Source organism: Streptomyces sp. NRRL S-1022 (genome assembly GCF_000720135.1).
Classification (GTDB): domain Bacteria; phylum Actinomycetota; class Actinomycetes; order Streptomycetales; family Streptomycetaceae; genus Streptomyces.
On the sequence record NZ_JOIU01000005.1, the window covers coordinates 404,431 to 423,818 of the forward strand.

The following is a 19,388-nucleotide window of genomic DNA, read 5'->3' on the forward strand; positions in this document are numbered from 1 at the left end:
GGTTGCCGGAAAGCCGTGGGCGCCGGCGCTCCCTCACGCACCGGCGCCCACTCACCCCTGCCCAGGGTGGCTTGTCGTCCTGCTGACGGGCATCAGGGGACGAGGATGAGGCGGATCGGGTCGCCGATCTTGTTCTCCAGGCGGCTGACCGCGTTGGCCGCGTCCATGAGCGGGATGTGGTCGGTGATGGAGGGGGCCAGGTCGAGGCGGCCGGCCGCGGTCAGCCGCACGAGCTCGGAGACGGACTCGGGGAAGCCGCCGTAGTGGCCGCGCACCTGCTTCTGCAGGTAGTTGAAGGTCAGGCCCTCGGTGATGGTGAGCGGCCTCGGCGTGATGCCCACCAGGATCAGGGAGCCGCCCAGGCCGAGCACCGAGGCGGCCTGGTCGCGGACGGCGGGGACGCCGGCGCAGTCGAAGGCGAAGTCCAGGCCGCGTCCGCCGGTGGCCGCGCGGACCTGGTCGGCGAAGTCGGGGGCCGCCGGGTCCAGGGCGTAGTCCGCGCCGAAGGCGAGGGCGCGCTCGCGGGCGCTGGGCAGCGGGTCTACGGCGATGATCGGGGCGGCGCCGACCAGGCGGGCGACGCGTACGTTGTGCGCGCCGACTCCGCCCACGCCCCAGACGCCGACGGACTGGGCGGCACGGACGCCCGCGGTGGCGACGACGGCGGCGTAGGGGGTGGAGACCGCGTCGGGGATGATCGCGGCCTGGTCGAAGGGGAGGCTGTCCGGGATGGGGATGAGGGTGTCCTCGCGGACGACCACGTACTCGGCCCAGCCGCCGTCGTAGTCGATGCCGGCGGTCAGCATCTGGGTGCAGGGTCGGCGGCGCACGCAGCCGGCGCACGTGCCGCAGGTCTTGCCGGCCTCCAGGGTGACGCGGGTGCCGACGGGCAGGCCGCGCTTGAGGTCCGGGCCGAGCGTGTGGATCACACCGGAGACCTCGTGGCCGACGGTGATCGTGTCGGAGGTGGCGAACAGCGGGACGAGGGAGCCGTCGAGCAGGTGGACGTCGGAGAGGCAGACGCCGGCGGCCTTGACCTCGATGAGGACCTCGCCCGGGCCCGGCACGGGGATCGGGACCTCTTCCACGGCGAACTTCCTGCTGTCGAGGTGGAAGCGTCCGGCGAGCATGGTGTCCATGGTGATCTGCTTTCTGTGAGCGGCACGGTCCGGTGGTTCGGGCCATGGGTGCCATGGGGTGTCTCGTGGGCTGGTGGGGCCGGGAGGCGTGCGGGGGAGGCAGGACGCCCCGCACGCTCCCCGGCGGCTGGGGGCAGCGCGCCTTGACGGCGCGCGACGGTCAGGCGAAGACGTCCTGCTGGTAGCGCTCGTCCGCTTCGAGCTGGGCCAGCCACTGCTGGGCGGTCTCGTCGTCGCCGCCGGTCTTCTGGCGGTGGATGGCGGCGAGGGCCTCGCGGACGGCCGGCGCCATACGGCGGCCGTCGCCGCAGACGTAGATGTACGCGCCGTCCTGGATGGCCTGCCACACCGTGTCAGCGGCGTTCGCGATGGCGTTCTGCACGAACCGGGCCGGGTGGCCGGTCACCGCGGAGAAGGCGGTGTGGATCTGCGCGATGCCGGCCTGCTCCCAGTCCTGCAACTCCTGGCGGTAGAAGTAGTCGTGCTCCGGGTGGCGGCAGCCGACGAAGACCTGCGACAGGCCGACCTGCGTGCCGCCCGCGTGCTGCCAGGCCCGCTCCTCCAGGAAGCCGCGCAGCGGCGCGATGCCGGTGCCGGGGCCGATGAGGATCAGCGGCGTGGCCGGGTCGGCGGACGGGGCGAACGTCGGGGAGGGCACGCGGACGTAGCCGTAGACGACGTCCCCGGGCGCGAGGCCCGCGATGTAGGAGGAGCAGGTGCCGCGGTACTGGCCGTCGCCGGACAGGGCCGGGCCCTCCAGCAGGCCGACGGTCAGCCGCACGTGACGCGGGTTGGCCGACGGGGCGGAGGAGATGGAGTAGAAGCGGGGACGGATCGGGCCCGTCATCTCCAGGAACACCTCCAGCGGCAGCTCGACGGCGGGGAAGTGCTCCAGCAGGCCCAGCACCGAGATGCGCTTGCCGAGGATCTCCTTGCTGTAGCGCTCCTCGGCCTCCTGGGTGTCGGCGGTGTACGCCTGAAGCTGCGGCCGGGTCCAGGGGCACTCCGTGTGCTCGGCCAGGATCTGGATCTGGGAGCGGGTGGCGACGTCCTGCAGCTCCAGGAACTCGGTGAGCAGGATTCCGGCGGTTACGGGGGTGCCTACCGGCAGGTGCGTGCGGCCACCGGTCGGCATGTCGAGCCGGAGCACCTGGTCGTACTCGACGCCGAGCCGCCTCAGTGCGCGCTCCACCAGGGCGAGTTCGTTCTTGGCGAAGACGGCCAGGTGGTTGCCCGTGTCGTAGGTGACGCCGTCGGGCAGCTCGAAGGTGATGGACTTCGCGGCCGGGCGCGGCGGCTCGATGCCGAAGTCCCACAGGCCGGTCGCGTCCGCTACCAGCTCCTCGTTGGCCATCACCGTGAGCGGGTACGCCTGCTCGGAGACGATGGCGGGGCGCACGTCGGACTCGGTGAGCAGCCGGACCTGGTAGCGCGGGCCGCTCGCCTGGGAAGTGTCGGCGGCGTACTCCTCGGCCAGGGTGGCCCACAGGGTGTCCATCCAGCGCGTGGCCATGCCGTCGAAGTCACCGGCGGCGTCCGCGATGCCGCGCTCGACGACCGGGGTGGCACCGGCGGCCAGCAGGCCTTCCTCGATCCGCTTGGGAAATGCCTGGTAGGTGGCCACCCACTGGGTGTTGCCGGCGCCCAGCAGCGCGAACCGCACGTTCGACAGCGCACCCTCGGGCAGCCCGGCGGCGAGCAGGTCGTCGAAGCGCTGGGCGTTGTCGGGGGCCTTGCCGTTGTAGCTGGCGGCGACGACGGCGAGCAGGCCCTCGGTGGGCAGGTTGTCGCCCAGCTCGTCCAGGCTCACCAGGGTGGTGCCGAAGCCGGAGCGCTCACCGCGGTCGGCGATGGTGCGGGCCAGGTCCTCGCAGGAGCCGAGGCTGGAGCCGAAGGCGACGGTCAGGTTCACACCGACACCGCTGACCGCTGCCTGGGCCTGCGTGTCGCCGGTCTGCAGGTCCGCGGCCCCGAAGACGGTCCGCTCGTGTTCCTGACGCCTGCGGACGATCAGCTCGAAGTTGCCGGGCTTGCGCGTCAGCGCCTCGCGGACGTCCATCTTGTAGTCGCTGGTGTCCGAGAGCTTGAACTTCTGCAGCACCAGCGCCAGGGCCAGGCGGGCCTCGGTGAGTGCGAACTGCCGGCCGATGCAGGCGCGCACACCGTTGCCGAACGGCTTGTAGGCATGCGGGTGCTGCTGCGCCCGGTTCTCCGGCAGCCACCGGTCGATGTCGAACTCCTCGGGACGGTCCCATGCCTTGGGGTGGGTGTGCAGGGGGCCTTCGAGGATGTTGACCCGGGTGCCCTTCTTGAGGAGGTAGCGGCCACCGATGACGGTGTCCTCCAGCGGAGCCTTGCCGAACGCCGGGATCGGCGCCCACAGGCGCAGGGTCTCGTCCAGGATTCGCGGAATGACGTCCAGCTGCATGATCGTGTCGTAGTCCGGGACCGTGTCGCCGGGGATCAGCCGGTCCACCTCGGCATACGCCTGGGCCAGGACGTGCGGGTTGCGCATCAGCGAGTACGTGGCGAACGACAGCAGACCACTGGTGGTCTCGTGGCCGGCGATCAGGAACGTCAGCACCTGGTCACGGACATTGTCATCGGCCAGCAGCTTGCCGGTCTCCGGGTCGGTGGCCTCCAGCATCAGACCCAGCAGGTCCTCCTCACCGGTGCCCTTCCCCTCGCGCCGCTCCTTGATCACGCTCTCGACCAGGTCCTGCATCAGCCGGATGTTCTCGCGGTACTTCCGGTCGTCCGCCTTGCGGAGCCTCGTCATCATCGGCAGCTCCTGGGAGCGCCGCAGCGACTCGATCAGCGCCTCCAGCAGCGCGTTGAGGAAGGGGTGCAGTTCCTCCTCGTCGAAGGACTTGAACCGGTAGCCGAAGCCCGACAGGGCGATGGTGTCCAGCGTCAGGCGGGTGTAGTCGTCGGTGATGTTGACCGACTGCCCCTCCCGGCGCTCCCACTTGCCCGCCAGGTTCTGGGCGATCTCCAGCATCTGCCCGAAGTACGCCTTCATGGCCCGCTGGCTGAACGCCGGCAGCAGGACCCGGTGGGCCATGCCCCATTCCTCTTCGTACTGGTGGGCGGTGAACAGGCCCGCTCCCGCGAAGTCCCGGACGTGGTGCAGCGGCGTCTTGTCGATCTGCTTGAAGAACCGGGTCTCGTCGCAGACCTCGGCCACCAGGTCAGGGTCGTAGACGAAGACCTGCTCGATGCCGGCGATGTCCATGCCGTAGATGCCTTCGGGGAACTGCTTGGACAGCTCACCGAAGTACTCCACCGGATTGGTGTCGGGGATCTGCGGCGTGTTGCCGAGGAGGGGGATCCCTCGCGGGGACCTGATGGGGCGAAGGCCGTTCGCGGAGTGCGTGGTCATGGCTTGCTCCTCTGCGTGGAGGGGGATGGGCAAGGGCGCGCTGCGCAGGTCGACGCCGTGGCGCCGGACGGAAACATACGCCGTATGGAACTAGTACCGTACGGCGTATGGAAGTGTGAGGCAAGGCCGGCCGCCCAGGTGGGCGCTGTGATCCAGGCCATTTCCGTACGTCGTATGAAACTGATACCGTACGAGGTATGGAAAAGAAGGTGAGGCGTCCCCCGCGGGGAACGAGAAAGAGGGACGTGCCTCTGACCGAGGCCGGGATCTACGCCGCCGCCCTGCGGCTCATCGACGAGGACGGGGTGGACGCGCTCACCATGCGCAAACTCGCGACCGCACTCGACGCGAACCCGATGTCGCTGTACCACCACGTCCCAAACAAGGAAGCCGTGCTGCGCGGCGTGACGAGAATGGTCGGCGCCCAGTTCCGCACGGTGACACTTGAGGACGCTCCCTGGCAGGAGCGGATCCGCCTGCTCGCCACCGACTTCCGGACGCTGGCGCACCGCCACCCCGAACTGATGGCCTACTCCTTCAGCCACCAGCCGGACTTCATCCAGCCCGACGACCCGTTCTGGACCGCGCTCACCGCGATCGTGGCGGCTGCCGGGGTTCCGCGGTCAGAGGTCTCGGAGGTCGCCGCGCTGATGGTCGCCGTCGTCATCGGTGTCCTCGCCGCCGAACTCAACGGCTCGCTCCACCAGTGGTCGACCCTCAAGCCCCCCGGCTTCGACGAGGGCGAAGACGGGGACGGGGAAGCAGAGCCTTACTCCGCGGACGTGGTCCCTGCGGGCCCTGACCAGGACCATATGTTCCGCCTCGTGATGGACACGCTGATCACGGGCCTGGAAGGCCGGCTCGCCGCCGGTCGTGACGGCCGAGACAGCGGCCGCCGTTGAGTCTGTGGCCCTGGAGCGCTCCGGTCCGGGGCTCGTCCGTGGCCGGCGAGCCCAGGTCGCTGCGCGAAGGGGGGCACCCGATCGCAGGTGCCGAAAGAGATCGTTTCCCGCGGCAGGCTCGCTCGTTTCCGAGGTGCCCCACTGCGGTCATCCGCCCCCCGCTGATCCGCGGAGGGCGGGTGGCCGCGCCGAACTCCCGACGACCCGCGCCACCGTTGGGCCTGTGCGCCCTCTGTGTACGCAACGACCGCACCGGCCCGTTCAGCCTGGAGCCGGGCGACATGCTGCTGCGCTACACCGACGGCGTGATCGAAGCCCGCTCACCGACCGGAGCCTTCTCCCCGCTCACCCGCTCACCGAGAGGGCCGCCTGCTTCCCCGCCTCAAGCCCCGACGCCCTGCTGCGCCACCTTCACCGCGACCTGCTTGAGCACACCGGTGAGCAGCTCACCGACGACGCCGCTCTCCTGATCATCGAACGCGCCCCCTCGCGCCATCTGCACCGGCCGCACCACCTGCCCCACGCCGGCGGATCCCTCCCGTCCACGACCGGCTGACCGTCACCGCCCTGCCCGTCAGGTGGCGCAGTCACGGCGGCGCGAGCGTCAGCGAACCCGTCATCCGGTCCGCTGAGCACGCTCCGTACCTGCGTCACCCCGCGAGCCGCATCTCGTCGGTCGGCCATGGGGAAACTGCCGTTGCGCGGTGCGCTGCCGCTGGGCGGGTGCCCGATCTCATCGCCGTCGTGAGCGCCGTCCGTCGAGCCGTTCACCGTGTCCGAAGCTGCAGTGACCACGTCCTGCGCGGCCGCCGCTCGGCCGACGGACCGGCCGTCACCACCGACCGCGCCGACTTCGTCCATGGCCGCTGCCGAGCGGCGGGCGCGCATCGCCGAGTGGCGCACGCTCCATGCCGGCCCTCGTGGGCCGGTCACTCGTCGCGGGCCGACCGTCAGCGCAAGGGTGAGTCCACGGTGGGCGTCAGCAGGGTCTCGTCGAGGCCGACGATCCGGCTGATGTCGAAGCCCTCCATGTCCGCGCGGAATTCGGGACTCGACAGGTATGCCTCCAGCCGCTCCCGCACGTCGTCGGTGTCCCTGTAGGAAACGAGGGCGTAGAGCCGGGAAGTCTCGTTTCCGGGGGCCGCGGGCACCGTCCAGACGCCGTGTGTGGTGATCCGGTGCTTGGCCATACCAGGAATGTGCTGGGCCCAGATCTTCTCGTAGGCGCAGAGCGCGTCGGGGCTGTGCAGGGTGTAGACGCGGAGCTGGTACTGGGACATGACGCTGGTTCCTTTACTTCAGAGCATGGATGGTTCGGGGGTCAGTCGCGAGGGAGCAGGTGTGCCAGTTCGGCATCCCAGTCGATGTGTCCGGACTCGGCACCCCGTGGCACCAGAGCCTGGGTGTCCTGAAGGAAGGACGTGATGTCCTGCACGGGGACCTTGAGCAAGGCCGTGCCTGCGGAAGACCCCAGGGCGATGTAGACCGACTCGTCACCCCGCCCTGCGGCCGGCCAGATCCGGACGTCAGCATGACCTGCGGAGCCCTTCAGGCCATCAGCCAGAAGGTCACGTCCCAGGACCCATTCGACCGGCTCGTCACAGTCGATGAAGAAAACGGCTCGGACGACATAGGGATCAGTGGGCTCATACCGCAGACGTACGCAGAGGGGCAGTGAGCAGGCTTGCGAGACGACCAGGTGCACTGCCACCCGCCGTTCTACGGCCTTCAAGGACTTCTTCATCGACTTCCACTCCTGGGTGTGGCTCGGTGGCGTCTCACATCCGGCGTGTGACAAGGAGGCGGTGCGGGCGGAGGCGGTACAAGGGGCGCGTGTGCTGGACGGCACCGGCGCACCGCACGAAGTTGTGGGCTCACGCCCCAGGTACCCGTCTCACCGGTCGTCGCGGCTCACATCGCGGTGGTGCCTGCCCGAGCCGTCGTACTCGTAGCTGTTTCCGTCGTGCCGGTAGGACCTGTGGGACGTCCAGCCGTAACCCTCGCCGTCCCGGCGGTCCACGTGCCCACTGCGGTAGAAGTGCCCATCGCGGTAGTAGAGACCCTCGCAGTCGTGCCGGGTCGCATCGGTGCCGTGGACCTGGTGCCAGCCACGGGTCTCGTCGCATGAGTAGCCCCGCTCCAGCAGGTAGCCGACACCGTGGTCCCAGCTGTAAGCAGCGGTCCCGGCTCCGTCGTTCGGGCGCTGGACGTGCGTGGATGCGAGGGACGCTGCCGACGCGGCGCCCCCGGCACCGAGGACGGCGGCACCGGCGACCGCAACGGAGGAGACGGTGAGGGCGATGCGCTTCGTGAGCTTCTTCATGATCTTTCCTTCTCAGTGGCGTGATCTTCGTCAATGGCGGGTTCTGTCAGGCGATGTGTGTCGCCTGACGTGGTCCGAGCGAGCAGTTCCATACGACGTACGGAAACTGTGCTTCATTGCTACCATACGACGTATGGAAATGTCGAAGTGACGAAGACAACCGAGGTTGGCCGAACGGCCGTACGGCGGTCGGAGGAGTCCCGAAGTGATCGGTGGCTTCACTGGCTCGCAGATCGCCTCAGCCGCGGACGAGGGATCGAGGCCATGGTCACCGAACGTGTCCCACGCCCTTGGGCGGGCATCCGGCGGCACCCTGTCCAAGCCTGTGGGGTCTCACGCATGGAGAGCGGCTGGTGGAGTCCGGGCTCCTCTCGGGCCACCAGGTGCTGCAGAAGCAGGTCCCCTCTGTAGTCGACCGCGGCCTGCTCGCCGGCTGGCCAGCTCGGCGGCACGGGGGCGGGTGTCGTCGTGGCCTGCTGCTGTGCGCGCACAAGGGCAGCGCTCACCAGAGTGGCGAGCAGTTGTCGTACCACTCGATGGCGGTCCCGATGAGGCTGGCGGCGACGATCCCGGGGAGGCCGGCGGGGGGTGGGGGAGCGGTGGTTCCGGAGGCCGTGTGCGCCACTTCCCCGTGTGCGGTGGGGACGGGTACGTGTCGGCACACGGTAGGAAGACGCAGGCCAGGGGCACATATGGTGGGGCACCATAGTTTCGGGGGCGGCTATGCGTGCGGCCGCCATGCCGACTTACCCGTCCCGTGCCGACTTGGTCCTGACTGCGCTCGTTGAACTCGGACACCCAATCCGTCGAGGCTGTCCACTGGCTGGTGGCCCGGACCTTCCGGCCACCGCGACACGTCGTCGGCCGCATCGCGGTGTGAGCCCGTCCATCACTCCGAAGTCGGAACAGAGCTGGTTCAGAGACTACGGATCACCAAGTGACCGGCAACGCCTGCAGGCCGCGGAAGACCAGTTCCGGCACGTAGGTGAGCTCGGACTCGTCAACGGCGAGGCTCAGTCCCGGATACCGTTTCACCACGGACCCGATCGCCACCCGCATCTCCCGGCGGGCCAATATCGCGCCCAGGCAGAAGTGCGGCCCGTGCCCGAAGGCGAGGTGCGCCGCCGGTCCTTCGCGCGTGATGTCGAAGCGGCCGGGATCCGGGTACACACCGGGGTCGCGGTTGGCCGCGACGATGACCGGCAACACCGGTTCACCCGCCCCCACCTTGACGCCCTCCAGTTCGACGGGCTCGGTCGTGACCCGGACCTCGGCCGAGGTGAAGAGCCTGCTGTAGCGCAGTAGTTCGTCGACCGCCGGTCCGATCAGGTCCGGTGACGACCGCAGCAGCGCGAGTTGGTCCGGGTGGCGCAGCAGGGTCAGCAACGAGTTGCCCAGCTGGTTGACAGTCGTCTCGTGGCCGGCGATCAGCAGGCCCTCAAGGTTGGCCAGCAGTTCGGGTTCGGTGAGATGGTCGCCCTCGTCGTTGGCGGCGACCATCGCCGAGATCAACCCGTTGTCCGGCCGCGCACGCTTGTGACGCACCAGATCGGCGAGCCAGGCCTGCATCTCGCTCTGTGCGGCCCGCAGTTCGTTCGGAGTGATGTTCGTGACGAACAGCCGCCTGGTCCACGTACGGATGGCCTCCGCCTCGGAGTAGGGCACGCCGAGCAGCTCACAGATGACCATCAACGGCAGTGGAGCACAGAGACCTGCCACGAGATCCGCGGTTGGCTGGAGGGAGTCGAGCAAGGAGTCCACGATGGACTGCACGCGTGGCTCCAGCTGATCGACCATGCGTGGGCTGAACGCCTGCGACATCAGCTTGCGCAGGCGGGCGTGGCGCTCGCCGTCCAGGCTGGAGACCAGTAACGGGTCGGCGGCTACGGACAGTTTCAGCGGGGCGCCCGGAAGCGTGGCCGCCTCCCGGCTGAACCGGCTGTCGCTCAGAACCTGGCGCACCGCTTTGTAGGAAAGGGCGAGCCAGACGTCTGCCGTGCCCATCGTCGCGAGGACGACCGGCGCCTGCGCGAGCAGAGCCTCGGCTTCCGGCTCGTTGTCGAGGTGGTGTGGTGTGGTGAGGGGGAACGTGGCCTGCATTGCTGGCTCCTGGCTGTATGTCACCAGGGCCGCGCACCGGGTGCAGGGCGCGAACGGCCGGGACCGGTGTACGGATCGGTGACAGCTGGGTGTTATGCCGCCGGCGGCGGTTGCGCTTCGCGGTCGTCTCGAAGTCGATGGGGGTCAAACGGTTCAGCCGGAGCTGTCGGCGGCGCCGGTGGTCGGTTCGCTCGATCCGGGTGGTGATCGCCGTGCGGAGGTTCTCCGGGTGGCCGGATGACGGTCGAGGACGTTCTTCTGCGCGAGTGCGAATGGGATTCTAGGGCGTTGTCACCGGCGGCGTCGACGGTGCCCGTGAACCCGGCCCGGTCGTGGCGGTGCAGGGCGTGGACGAACTTCCGTGACCGCACCGGCGGATTCGCCGGCAGGTCCGCCGGCGGTCACTGCGACGGGACGTCCGTGAACAACGACGTGTTTCACGGGGCACGGGAGGGATTTCGCCACGATGCCTTTGTCATGCAGGCATGTGACGTTGTGATGTGCTGCGTTTCAGACAGCCTTCGCTTGGCCTATGGCGATGGCGTGATGTTGCTGCCATGCTCGTCTGCGCGGCGGATTGATCATCGCCTCGGCCCCTAACGCTCAGCTCACCAGTGCATCTTCCTCAAAGATCGCCAACGCTGTCGCTTTCGAGGACCGCTCCACCGACCCAGGCACCCGAAGCGCCGCCGAGTCCGGATACGACCGGGTCGCCGGACTGACCGCGCGCTCGATAATCCGGCCGCTTGCGCGACCGGAGCCACACCATCGGGACCGCTACGGAAACACCCCGCCTCCCTTCATTCCCCGGCTCACGAGGTGTCGATGTGATGCGCTTCCCCTTGGACTCGAACGCTGATCGTGTCGCTGTCATCGGAATGGCGGGCAGGTTACCGAAAGCCCCGGATCCGGAGACGTTCTGGCGACTGCTGCGCGACGGGGCCGACGCGATCACCGCGCCGCCCGTGGGCCGGCAGGGCGTACGGCACGGCGGCTACCTGGACCGGGTGGACGGCTTCGACGCGGCGTTCTTCGGTGTGTCCCCCCGCGAGGCCGCCGGCATGGACCCGCAGCAGCGGCTCATGCTCGAACTCGCCTGGGAGGCCCTGGAGGACGCCCGGATCGTGCCGAGCACGCTGACGGGCGGCCCGACGGGGGTGTTCGTCGGCTCGATGTGGGAGGACTACACGTCCCTGGCCTACCCCGGTCACATCACGCCGCACACGCTGACCGGCACCAACCGGGGCGTCATCGCCAACCGCGTCTCGCACTTCCTCGGTGTGCGCGGACCGAGCATGACGGTCGACACGGCCCAGTCGTCGGCGCTGGTCGCGGTGCATCTGGCGGTCGAGAGCCTGCGCCGCGGCGAGTCGGCGCTCGCCCTGGCCGGCGGGGTGAACCTCAACCTGAGCGCCGCCCGCGAGGAGGGAGCGGCGGAGTTCGGCGGGCTGTCCCCGGACGACCGCTGCTTCACCTTCGACGCCCGGGCCAACGGCTTCGTCCGCGGCGAGGGCGGCGCCTTCCTCGTCCTGAAACCGCTGGACCGGGCCCTGGCCGACGGGGACCGCGTCTACGGTGTCATCCGGGGCAGCGCGGTCAACAACGACGGCGCCACACGGAGCCTGACCGTCCCCAGCGCGCAGGCCCAGGAACAGGTCGTCCGCGAGGCACTGGCCCGCGCCGGCGTACGTCCCGCGGACGTGCAGTACGTGGAGCTGCACGGCACCGGCACCGCTGTCGGCGACCCCATCGAGGCCGCAGCCCTCGCGGCGGCCTACCGCGACCCGGCCGAGTCCGGCGACGCCGAGGGCAACGCCGACAGCGCCCTGCGGGTCGGATCCGCCAAGACGAACGTCGGCCATCTGGAAGGCGCCGCGGGCATCGTCGGTCTGCTCAAGGCCGTCCTCAGCGTGTACCACCGCGCACTGCCGCCGAGCCTGAACTACGAAACCCCCAACCCCGGCATCCCTCTCGACGTACTGGGGCTGCGGGTCCAGACCGCTCTGACCCCCTGGCCGCGGCCGGACGCGCCCCTGCTCGCCGGCGTGTCGTCGTTCGGCATGGGCGGCACCAACGCCCACGTGATCGTCGAGCAGGCGCCCGACGCGGTCGCGCCGCCGGCCCGGCGGCCCGCCCCCGGGGTCCGGCCGGCGCCGTGGATCGTCACGGCGCGGACCAAGCAGGCGCTACGAGCACAGATCGAGCGCCTGCGCGCACACGTGCGCAGCCACCCGGACCTGACCGGCGCCGAGGTCGCGCACGCGCTGGCCACCACCAGAACCCGCTTCGCGCACCGCGCGGTCCTGCTCGACTCCGCCCAGGTCGCAGCCGGGCGGGCCGGCACCCCGGGCCGTACCGTCTTCGTGTTCCCCGGCCAGGGCGCGCAGTGGGTCGGCATGGGCCGGGAGCTGTACGCCGCGTACCCCGTCTTCCGGACCGCCATGGACGAGTGCGCCCAGGCCCTGGCCCCCTACACCGACTGGTCCCTGGCCGATGTCCTCGACGGCGCCCCGCTCGACCGCGTGGACATCGTGCAGCCCGCCCTGTTCGCGGTGATGGTGTCCCTGGCGGCACTGTGGCGCTCCTTCGGTGTCGAGCCCGACGCGGTGGTCGGGCACTCGCAGGGCGAGATCGCCGCGGCATACGTCGCGGGCGCGCTGTCGCTGTCCGACGCGGCCCGGATCGTGGCACTGCGCAGCCGCGCGCTGGTGGCGCTGACCGGCCGGGGCGGCATGGTCTCCGTGGCCATGTCCGCCGAGCGGGCCGAGGACTACGTGTCGCGCTGGGGCGGCGCGCTGACGGTCGCCGTGGTCAACGCCACCGGCTCGGTCGTGGTGTCCGGTGACACGCAGGCCCTGTCCGAACTGGTCGAGTCCTGCGCGGCGGACGGCGTCCGCGCACGCGTCGTCCCGGTGGACTACGCCTCCCATTCCGCGCACATCGAGGCGATCCGCGAGCGGCTGCACACCGAACTGGACGGTGTGCGGCCGCGGCAGGGCACCATCCCGTACTACTCCGCGGTCACCGGCGGCCTCCTCGACGACACCACGGAGCTCGACGCCGGCTACTGGTACCGCAACCTGCGCGAGCCGGTCCGCTTCGACCTGGCCACCGCCGCGCTGCTTACGGACGGGCACGACGTCGTGGTCGAGGTCAGCCCGCATCCGGTGCTGCTGCCCGCCCTCGAACAGACCATGGAACAGGCCCGCGGGCGGACCGGCGTGCCCGGTGTCGTCACCGGCACGCTGGGCCGTGACCGGGGCGGGCCGGACGTCTTCCTGACCGCGCTGTCCCGGCTGTTCGTGGCCGGCGTGCCGGTCGACTGGTCCCCGGCCGTCGCCGAGGCCGCGCCGGTCGACCTGCCCACGTACGCCTTCCAGCGTCGCTCGTACTGGCTGCCCGAAGCGACAGCCGGGCAGAGCGGACGGCCCGCGGCCGGCCCGGGGACGCACGCAGCGGAGACCGCCGCGCCCGGCCGGCCGGACGGCGGCCCGGAGACCCGCGACACCGGGGCGGGCGGCACGGACACGGGCGACCCCGGGTCGGGCAACGGCGACCCAGGGCCGGGCGACACGGTCGACGCGGCCGCCGTGGTCACCGCGCAGATCGCGCTCGTGCTGGGCCACGAGGACCCCGCTGACATCGATCCCGCGCTCACCTTCAAGGACCTCGGCTTCGACTCGGTCACCGGGCTCGAACTGCGCAACCGCCTGGCCGGCGCCCTGGACCGGCAACTGCCCTCCGGTCTCGTCTTCGACCACCCGACGCCAGCGGAGCTGATCGCATGGCTGCGCACCGGCCCCGGCGACCGGCCGGCCCCCGCCGCCCCGGCCGCCCACGACGACCCGGTCGTCATCGTGGGGATGGGCTGCCGCTTCCCCGGCGGGGTGGCCTCGCCGGACGACCTGTGGCGGCTCGTCGCGGAGGGCGGGGACGCGATCGGCGACTTCCCGGACGACCGCGGCTGGGACCTGGGCGGCCTGTACGACCCGGAACTGCGCGGCGCGGGCACCACGTACACCACCCGGGGCGGGTTCCTTGAGGCGGTGGCCGGCTTCGACGCACCGTTCTTCGGCATCTCGCCCCGTGAGGCGCTCGCCATGGACCCGCAGCAGCGGCTCGTGCTGGAGACGGCCTGGGAGACCTTCGAGCACGCCGGGATCGACCCGGCCTCGCTGCGCGGCAGCCACACCGGTGTGTTCACCGGCGTCTGGTCGTCCGGCTACGCGACCGGGCCGGGCCTGCCGGAGGACCTGGAGGGTTACCTGTTCACCGGCGTTGCGACCAGCGTCACGTCCGGCCGGGTCGCCTACCACCTCGGGCTGCGCGGTCCGGCGCTGTCCGTGGACACCGCCTGCTCGTCGTCCCTGGTCGCCGTCCACCTGGCCGCCCAGGCCCTGCGCGCGGGCGAGTGCTCGCTGGCGCTCGCCGGCGGTGTCACGATCATGGCGACACCGCTGGGCTTCACCGAGTTCTCCCGCCAGCACGGCCTCGCGGCGGACGGCCGCAGCAAGCCCTTCGCCGCCGCGGCCGACGGCACCAGCTGGGCCGAGGGCGCCGGCCTGGTGCTGCTGGAACGCCTGTCGGACGCCCGCCGCAACGGCCACCGGGTGCTGGCGGTCGTCGCGGGAAGCGCGGTCAACCAGGACGGCGCGTCCAACGGCCTGACCGCGCCCAACGGCCCCTCCCAGGAACGCGTCATCCGCCAAGCGCTGGCGAACGCCGGGCTGGAGCCGTCCGACGTGGACGCCGTCGAGGCCCACGGCACCGGCACCACCCTCGGCGACCCCATCGAGGCCCACGCCCTGCTGGCCGCCTACGGTCAGGACCGGGACGAGCCGTTGTGGCTGGGGTCGGTGAAGTCCAACATCGGCCACACCCAGGCCGCCGCCGGCGTCGCGGGCCTGATCAAGATGGTCATGGCGATGCGGCACGGCGAACTGCCGCGAACCCTGCACACAGACGCCCCCACCCCGCACGTCGACTGGGCCTCAGGCCGCGTCCGGCTGCTCACCGAGGCCCGGCCGTGGCCGGAGCACGAGCACCTGCGCCGCGCCGGCGTCTCGGCCTTCGGCATCAGCGGCACCAACGCCCACCTGATCATCGAGCAGTCCCCCGACCCGGACCCCGGCCACCTTCCCGAACCCGCCGGCCGGACCGCCCCCACCGTCTGGCTGCTGTCCGCCAAGACCGACACCGCGCTGCGCGCCCAGGCCGAGCGGCTGCACGCGTACGCGACCGCCCATCCCGACGCGCCGGCCGGCGTGATCAGCCGGGCACTGGCCGCCCGCACCCGGTTCGAGCACCGGGCCGCGGTGGTCGGCGCCGACCGGGACGACCTGCTGTCCGGCCTGGCCGCGCTCCCGCCGGGACTGCCGGCCCGTACCGGCGGGACCGTGTTCGTCTTCCCCGGACAGGGGGCGCAGTGGGCGGGCATGGGCCGTGACCTGTACGAGCAGTCCGAGGTCTTCCGTGCCGGCATCGACGCCTGCGCCGCCGCCCTGGCCCCGTACACCGACTGGTCGCTGGTCGACGAACTGCGCCACGGCTCGCTGGACCGCGTCGACGTGGTGCAGCCGGCCCTGTTCGCCGTCATGGTGGCGCTGGCCGACCTGTGGCGGTCCCACGGCGTGCGGCCGGACGCCGTGGTCGGCCACTCACAGGCGGAGATCGCCGCCGCGTACGTCGCCGGCGCGCTGTCGCTGCGGGACGCCGCCAAGGTCGTGGCGCTACGGTCCAGGGCACTGGCCGTCATCGCCGACCGGGGCGGCATGGTGTCCCTCGCGCTGTCCGCCGAACAGGCCGCCGGCCACCTGGCCCGCTGGGGCGAGCGGCTGACCACCGCCGTGGTGAACGGGCCCGCGGCGGTCGTGGTGTCCGGCGGCCCCGACGCGCTGGACGAACTGCTGGCCGCCTGCGAGGCCGACGGCATCCGCGCCCGCCGCCTGCCCGTCGACTACGCCGCCCACTCCGCGCAGGTCGAGGCGATCCGCGAGCAACTGCTCACCGACCTGGCCGACATCACACCCCACTCGGCGGCGATCCCCTTCTACTCCACGGTCACCGGCGAGCGGGTCGACACCTCCGCCCTCGACGCCGGCTACTGGTACCGCAACCTGCGCGAGCCCGTACGGTTCGACCTGGCCACCGCCCGGCTCACCGCCGACGGCCACGACCTGTTCCTGGAGGTCAGCCCGCACCCGGTGCTGGTGCCCGCGCTGGATGTCGCCGCCACCGGGACACTGCGCCGTGATCACGGCGGCCTCACCGAGTTCCTCGCCGCGGCGGGACGCCTCTACGCCGCCGGAGCCGACGTCGACTGGATTCCGGTCCTGCCCCGCACCGCAGCCAGGGCGGACCTGCCCACGTACGCCTTCCAGCGTGAGCCCTACTGGGTGACCGCGACCCCACCGGTGCCCCGTGACGACTGGCGGTACGAGGTGGCATGGGCGCCGACGAGCGGTACCGCGGCCCCGGTGGACCCGGCTCGCTGGCTCGTCCTGGCCACGACCGGGCACCCGTGGGCCGAGGCCCTGCGCGAACGGGGCTTCGCGGTGGCCGACACCTGGGACGTGGCCGACACCCGGGACCCCCGGCCCGGGCCGGACGGTGTGCTGTCGCTGCTGGCGCTGGACGAGGAGCCGCACCCCGACCACCCGGTGCTCCCGGCGGGCCTGGTCCGCACCCTGGATCTGATCCGCACCCTGGACCCGGTGCGGACCCCGGCCGTACCGCTGTGGTGCGCGACCAGCGGCGCCGTGAGCACCTCGGGCACCGACCCGGTCACCAGCCCCGCCCAGGCCATGGCGTGGGGCACCGGCGCGTCAGCGGCGCTGGAGTTCCCGCACGGCTGGGGCGGCCTGGTCGACCTTCCCGCCGTGCCCGACGAGGAGAGCGTGAACGCGCTGCTCGTCGTGCTCGCCGGCACGGGCGAGGACCAGGTGGCGATCCGCGGCACCCGGCGCTTCGCCAAGCGGCTGCGCCGCAAGGCCTCATCGGGCCCGGCCGCGCGGCCCTGGCGGCCGCGGGGCACGGTGCTGGTCACCGGCGGCACCGGCGCGCTCGGCGGACATGTGGCCCGCCGCCTCGCGCGGCAGGGCGCGGAGCACATCGTGCTGGCCGCCCGCCGCGGCCCCGACGCACCCGGCGCGGCCGGCCTGCGCGACGAACTGGAGGCAGCCGGGGCGCGGGTGACGGTGGCGGCGTGCGACGTGGCCGACCGGGACGCCCTGCGGGACCTCGTCGAGCGCGTCGGCGACATCCGCGCGGTCTTCCACACCGCCGGCGTGATCAGGGAGACCAGGCTGGCCGACACGACACCGGCGGAGTTCGCCGAGGTCGTCGCGGCCAAGGTCGCCGGGGCGGCGAACCTCGCGGAACTCCTGCCGGACCTCGACGCCTTCGTCCTGTTCTCCTCCACCGCGGGCGTGTGGGGCGACGGCCACGGCGCGGCCTACGCCGCCGGCAACGCCTTCCTCGACGCCCTGGCCGCACAGCACCGCGCCCAGGGCCGCGCCACGACCTCCGTCGCGTGGGGCATCTGGGCCGAAGGCGGCATGGCGGCCCTGGAGTCCGTGCAGCGCCAGCGCACCCTGCTCGGCCTCGGCGAACTGGACCCGGGCCGGGCACTCGACGCGCTGCAGGACGTCCTCGACCACGACGAGACCCTCGCGGTCGTCACCGAGGCCGACTGGGCACAGTTCGCCCGCGCCTACACCCACGCGCGGCCGAGCCGGCTGCTGCGGGACCTGCCCGAGGCCCACAGCCGGCCGCAGGCCCCCCGACCCGCGCCCCCCGCCGGCGGCACCGACCTGCTGGGGCTGATCACCACCCACGTCGCCGGGGTGCTGGGACACGCCACCCCCGAGCGGCTCGACCCCCGGCAGGCGTTCAAGGATCTGGGCTTCGACTCGCTGACCGCGGTGGAACTGCGCAACCGCCTGACCGCCGCGCTCGGGGTGAGGTTGCCCCCCACCCTCGTCTTCGACCACCCCACCCCGGCGCGGCTGGCCGCCCACCTGTCCGGCGAGTCCAGTGAGCAGGACGCGCCGCGGGCCCCCGCCCCGGCCGCGACGGACGAGCCGATCGCGGTCATCGGCATGGGCTGCCGTTACCCCGGAGGCGTCGGCACCCCCGAGGACCTGTGGCGGCTGGTCGCGGACGGCGTGGACGCGGTCGGCGACTTCCCGGCCGACCGGGGATGGGACATCGACCGCCTGTACGACCCGACGGGAAGCCGCCCCCGCACGTCGAGCACGTCCCAGGGCGGCTTCCTCGACGCCGCCGGCGACTTCGACGCGGCGTTCTTCGGGATATCGCCCCGCGAGGCGCTCGCCATGGACCCGCAGCAGCGCATCCTGCTGGAGACCGCGTGGGAGACCATCGAGTACGCCGGTATCGACCCGACCACGCTGGAGGGCACACCCACCGGCGTGTTCACCGGCATCTGGTCCACCGGCTACGCCGCCGGGCCGGTCCCCGACGACCTGGAGGGCTACCAGGTCACCGGCACCGCGTCGAGCGTGGGGTCCGGCCGGCTGGCGTACCAGCTGGGCCTGCTCGGCCCGGCCCTGTCCCTGGACACCGGCTGCTCGTCGTCCCTGGTGGCCCTGCACCTGGCCGCTCAGGCGCTGCGCTCGGGAGAATGCTCCTTGGCCCTGGTCGGCGGTGTCACCGTCAACGCGGCACCCACGCTGTTCACCGAGATGTCCCGGCAGGGGGCGAGCGCGCCCGACGGCCGCAGCAAGTCCTTCGCCGCCGCGGCCGACGGGGCGGGCTGGGCCGAGGGCGCGGGCCTGCTGCTGCTGGAACGCCTGTCCGACGCCCGCCGCAACGGCCACGAGGTGCTGGCGGTCGTCCGAGGCTCCGCCACCAACCAGGACGGTGCCTCCAACGGTCTGACCGCGCCCAACGGCCAGTCCCAGGAGCGGGTGATCCGTCAGGCCCTCGCCCATGCCGGGCTGGAGCCGTCCGAGGTGGACGCGGTGGAAGCCCACGGCACCGGCACCACTCTCGGCGATCCCATCGAGGCCCAGGCACTCCTGGCGACCTATGGCCGGGACCGGGTGGAGCCGTTGTGGCTGGGGTCGGTGAAGTCGAACATCGGCCACACCCAGGCGGCGGCCGGCGCGGCCGGCCTGATCAAGATGGTCATGGCGATGCGGCACGGCGAACTGCCGCGAACGCTCCACGTGGACGCGCCCACCCCGCACGTCGACTGGGCCTCCGGCGCGGTCCGCCTGCTCACCGAACCGGTCGCCTGGCCCGGGACCGGGCGGCCACGGCGGGCCGCCGTCTCCGCCTTCGGCATCAGCGGCACCAACGCCCATGTGATCCTCGAACAGCCCGCCGAGGCCGACTCCGCCGCACCCTCCCCCCGGGGCCGCGCGGACGACCAGGTCCTCTGGCCGCTGTCGGCCAGGTCCGAGGTGGCGTTGCGGGGGCAGGCGCGCAGGCTGGGCGCCTTCACCGCCGTGCATCCCGAGGTGACCCGGGCGGCGGTCGGCGGTGCCCTGGCTGCCCGCACCGTGTTCGAGCACCGG

Annotated in this window: 9 protein-coding genes and 2 pseudogenes; 3 read left to right on the forward strand and 8 right to left on the reverse strand. The window is 71.8% G+C overall.

From position 1 onward, the window contains the following. Positions 1-92: 92 nt before the first annotated feature. Together IG05_RS0107995 and IG05_RS0108000 are read right to left on the reverse strand one after the other, a co-directional pair. The gene (locus IG05_RS0107995; protein ID WP_030340453.1) at positions 93-1,139 is read right to left on the reverse strand and encodes a zinc-binding dehydrogenase; all 1,047 of its coding nucleotides are present in this window, start codon (positions 1,137-1,139) and stop codon (positions 93-95) included. 160 nt (positions 1,140-1,299) lie between these two features. Beyond that, the gene (locus IG05_RS0108000; RefSeq protein WP_030340454.1) at positions 1,300-4,521 is read right to left on the reverse strand and encodes a bifunctional cytochrome P450/NADPH--P450 reductase; all 3,222 of its coding nucleotides are present in this window, start codon (positions 4,519-4,521) and stop codon (positions 1,300-1,302) included. A gap of 245 nt (positions 4,522-4,766) precedes the next feature. On the opposite strand from IG05_RS0108000, the gene IG05_RS0108005 reads away from it, so the two are divergent. Together IG05_RS0108005 and IG05_RS50525 are read left to right on the forward strand one after the other, a co-directional pair. Beyond that, positions 4,767-5,423 carry a TetR/AcrR family transcriptional regulator gene (locus tag IG05_RS0108005; protein WP_234335788.1) on the forward strand — a complete coding sequence of 219 codons (657 nt, stop codon included), beginning with the start codon at positions 4,767-4,769 and terminating at the stop codon, positions 5,421-5,423. Between the two features lie 179 nt (positions 5,424-5,602). Further along, positions 5,603-5,716 (forward strand): annotated as a pseudogene (locus tag IG05_RS50525) (hypothetical protein); the annotation flags it as partial. 89 nt (positions 5,717-5,805) lie between these two features. On the opposite strand, the gene IG05_RS49095 reads toward IG05_RS50525, so the two are convergent. The 6 genes and pseudogenes from IG05_RS49095 to IG05_RS49100 form a co-directional block, all read right to left on the reverse strand. Further along, positions 5,806-5,946: a hypothetical protein gene (locus tag IG05_RS49095; protein ID WP_234335789.1), complete on the reverse strand. Its 141-nt coding sequence runs from the start codon at positions 5,944-5,946 to the stop codon at positions 5,806-5,808. Between the two features lie 427 nt (positions 5,947-6,373). Continuing rightward, the gene (locus IG05_RS0108015) at positions 6,374-6,703 is read right to left on the reverse strand and encodes an NIPSNAP family protein (RefSeq protein WP_030340458.1); all 330 of its coding nucleotides are present in this window, start codon (positions 6,701-6,703) and stop codon (positions 6,374-6,376) included. Between the two features lie 41 nt (positions 6,704-6,744). Next, positions 6,745-7,167: an SsgA family sporulation/cell division regulator gene (locus IG05_RS0108020; RefSeq protein WP_030340459.1), complete on the reverse strand. Its 423-nt coding sequence runs from the start codon at positions 7,165-7,167 to the stop codon at positions 6,745-6,747. Positions 7,168-7,317: 150 nt separating this feature from the next. Beyond that, on the reverse strand, positions 7,318-7,746 hold the full coding sequence (locus IG05_RS0108025; RefSeq protein ID WP_030340461.1) for a hypothetical protein: 429 nt from the start codon (positions 7,744-7,746) through the stop codon (positions 7,318-7,320). Between the two features lie 930 nt (positions 7,747-8,676). Then, the gene (locus tag IG05_RS0108030; RefSeq protein WP_030340463.1) at positions 8,677-9,846 is read right to left on the reverse strand and encodes a cytochrome P450 family protein; all 1,170 of its coding nucleotides are present in this window, start codon (positions 9,844-9,846) and stop codon (positions 8,677-8,679) included. Positions 9,847-9,973: 127 nt separating this feature from the next. Then, a pseudogene (locus IG05_RS49100) lies at positions 9,974-10,214 on the reverse strand (IS3 family transposase); the annotation flags it as partial. Between the two features lie 462 nt (positions 10,215-10,676). Here IG05_RS49100 and IG05_RS0108040 point away from each other — a divergent pair. Beyond that, positions 10,677-19,388, forward strand: an 8,712-nt coding sequence (locus IG05_RS0108040) for a type I polyketide synthase (RefSeq protein ID WP_267883302.1), incomplete at its 3' end; no start/stop codon positions are given.

Coding starts and splice junctions, on each gene's coding strand:
- IG05_RS0108030 (WP_030340463.1), bottom strand. CDS start 9,846: ATGCAGGCCACGTTCCCCCTCACCACACCACACCACCTCGACAACGAG.
- IG05_RS0107995 (WP_030340453.1), bottom strand. CDS start 1,139: ATGGACACCATGCTCGCCGGACGCTTCCACCTCGACAGCAGGAAGTTC.
- IG05_RS0108020 (WP_030340459.1), bottom strand. CDS start 7,167: ATGAAGAAGTCCTTGAAGGCCGTAGAACGGCGGGTGGCAGTGCACCTG.
- IG05_RS0108015 (WP_030340458.1), bottom strand. CDS start 6,703: ATGTCCCAGTACCAGCTCCGCGTCTACACCCTGCACAGCCCCGACGCG.
- IG05_RS0108000 (WP_030340454.1), bottom strand. CDS start 4,521: ATGACCACGCACTCCGCGAACGGCCTTCGCCCCATCAGGTCCCCGCGA.
- IG05_RS0108025 (WP_030340461.1), bottom strand. CDS start 7,746: ATGAAGAAGCTCACGAAGCGCATCGCCCTCACCGTCTCCTCCGTTGCG.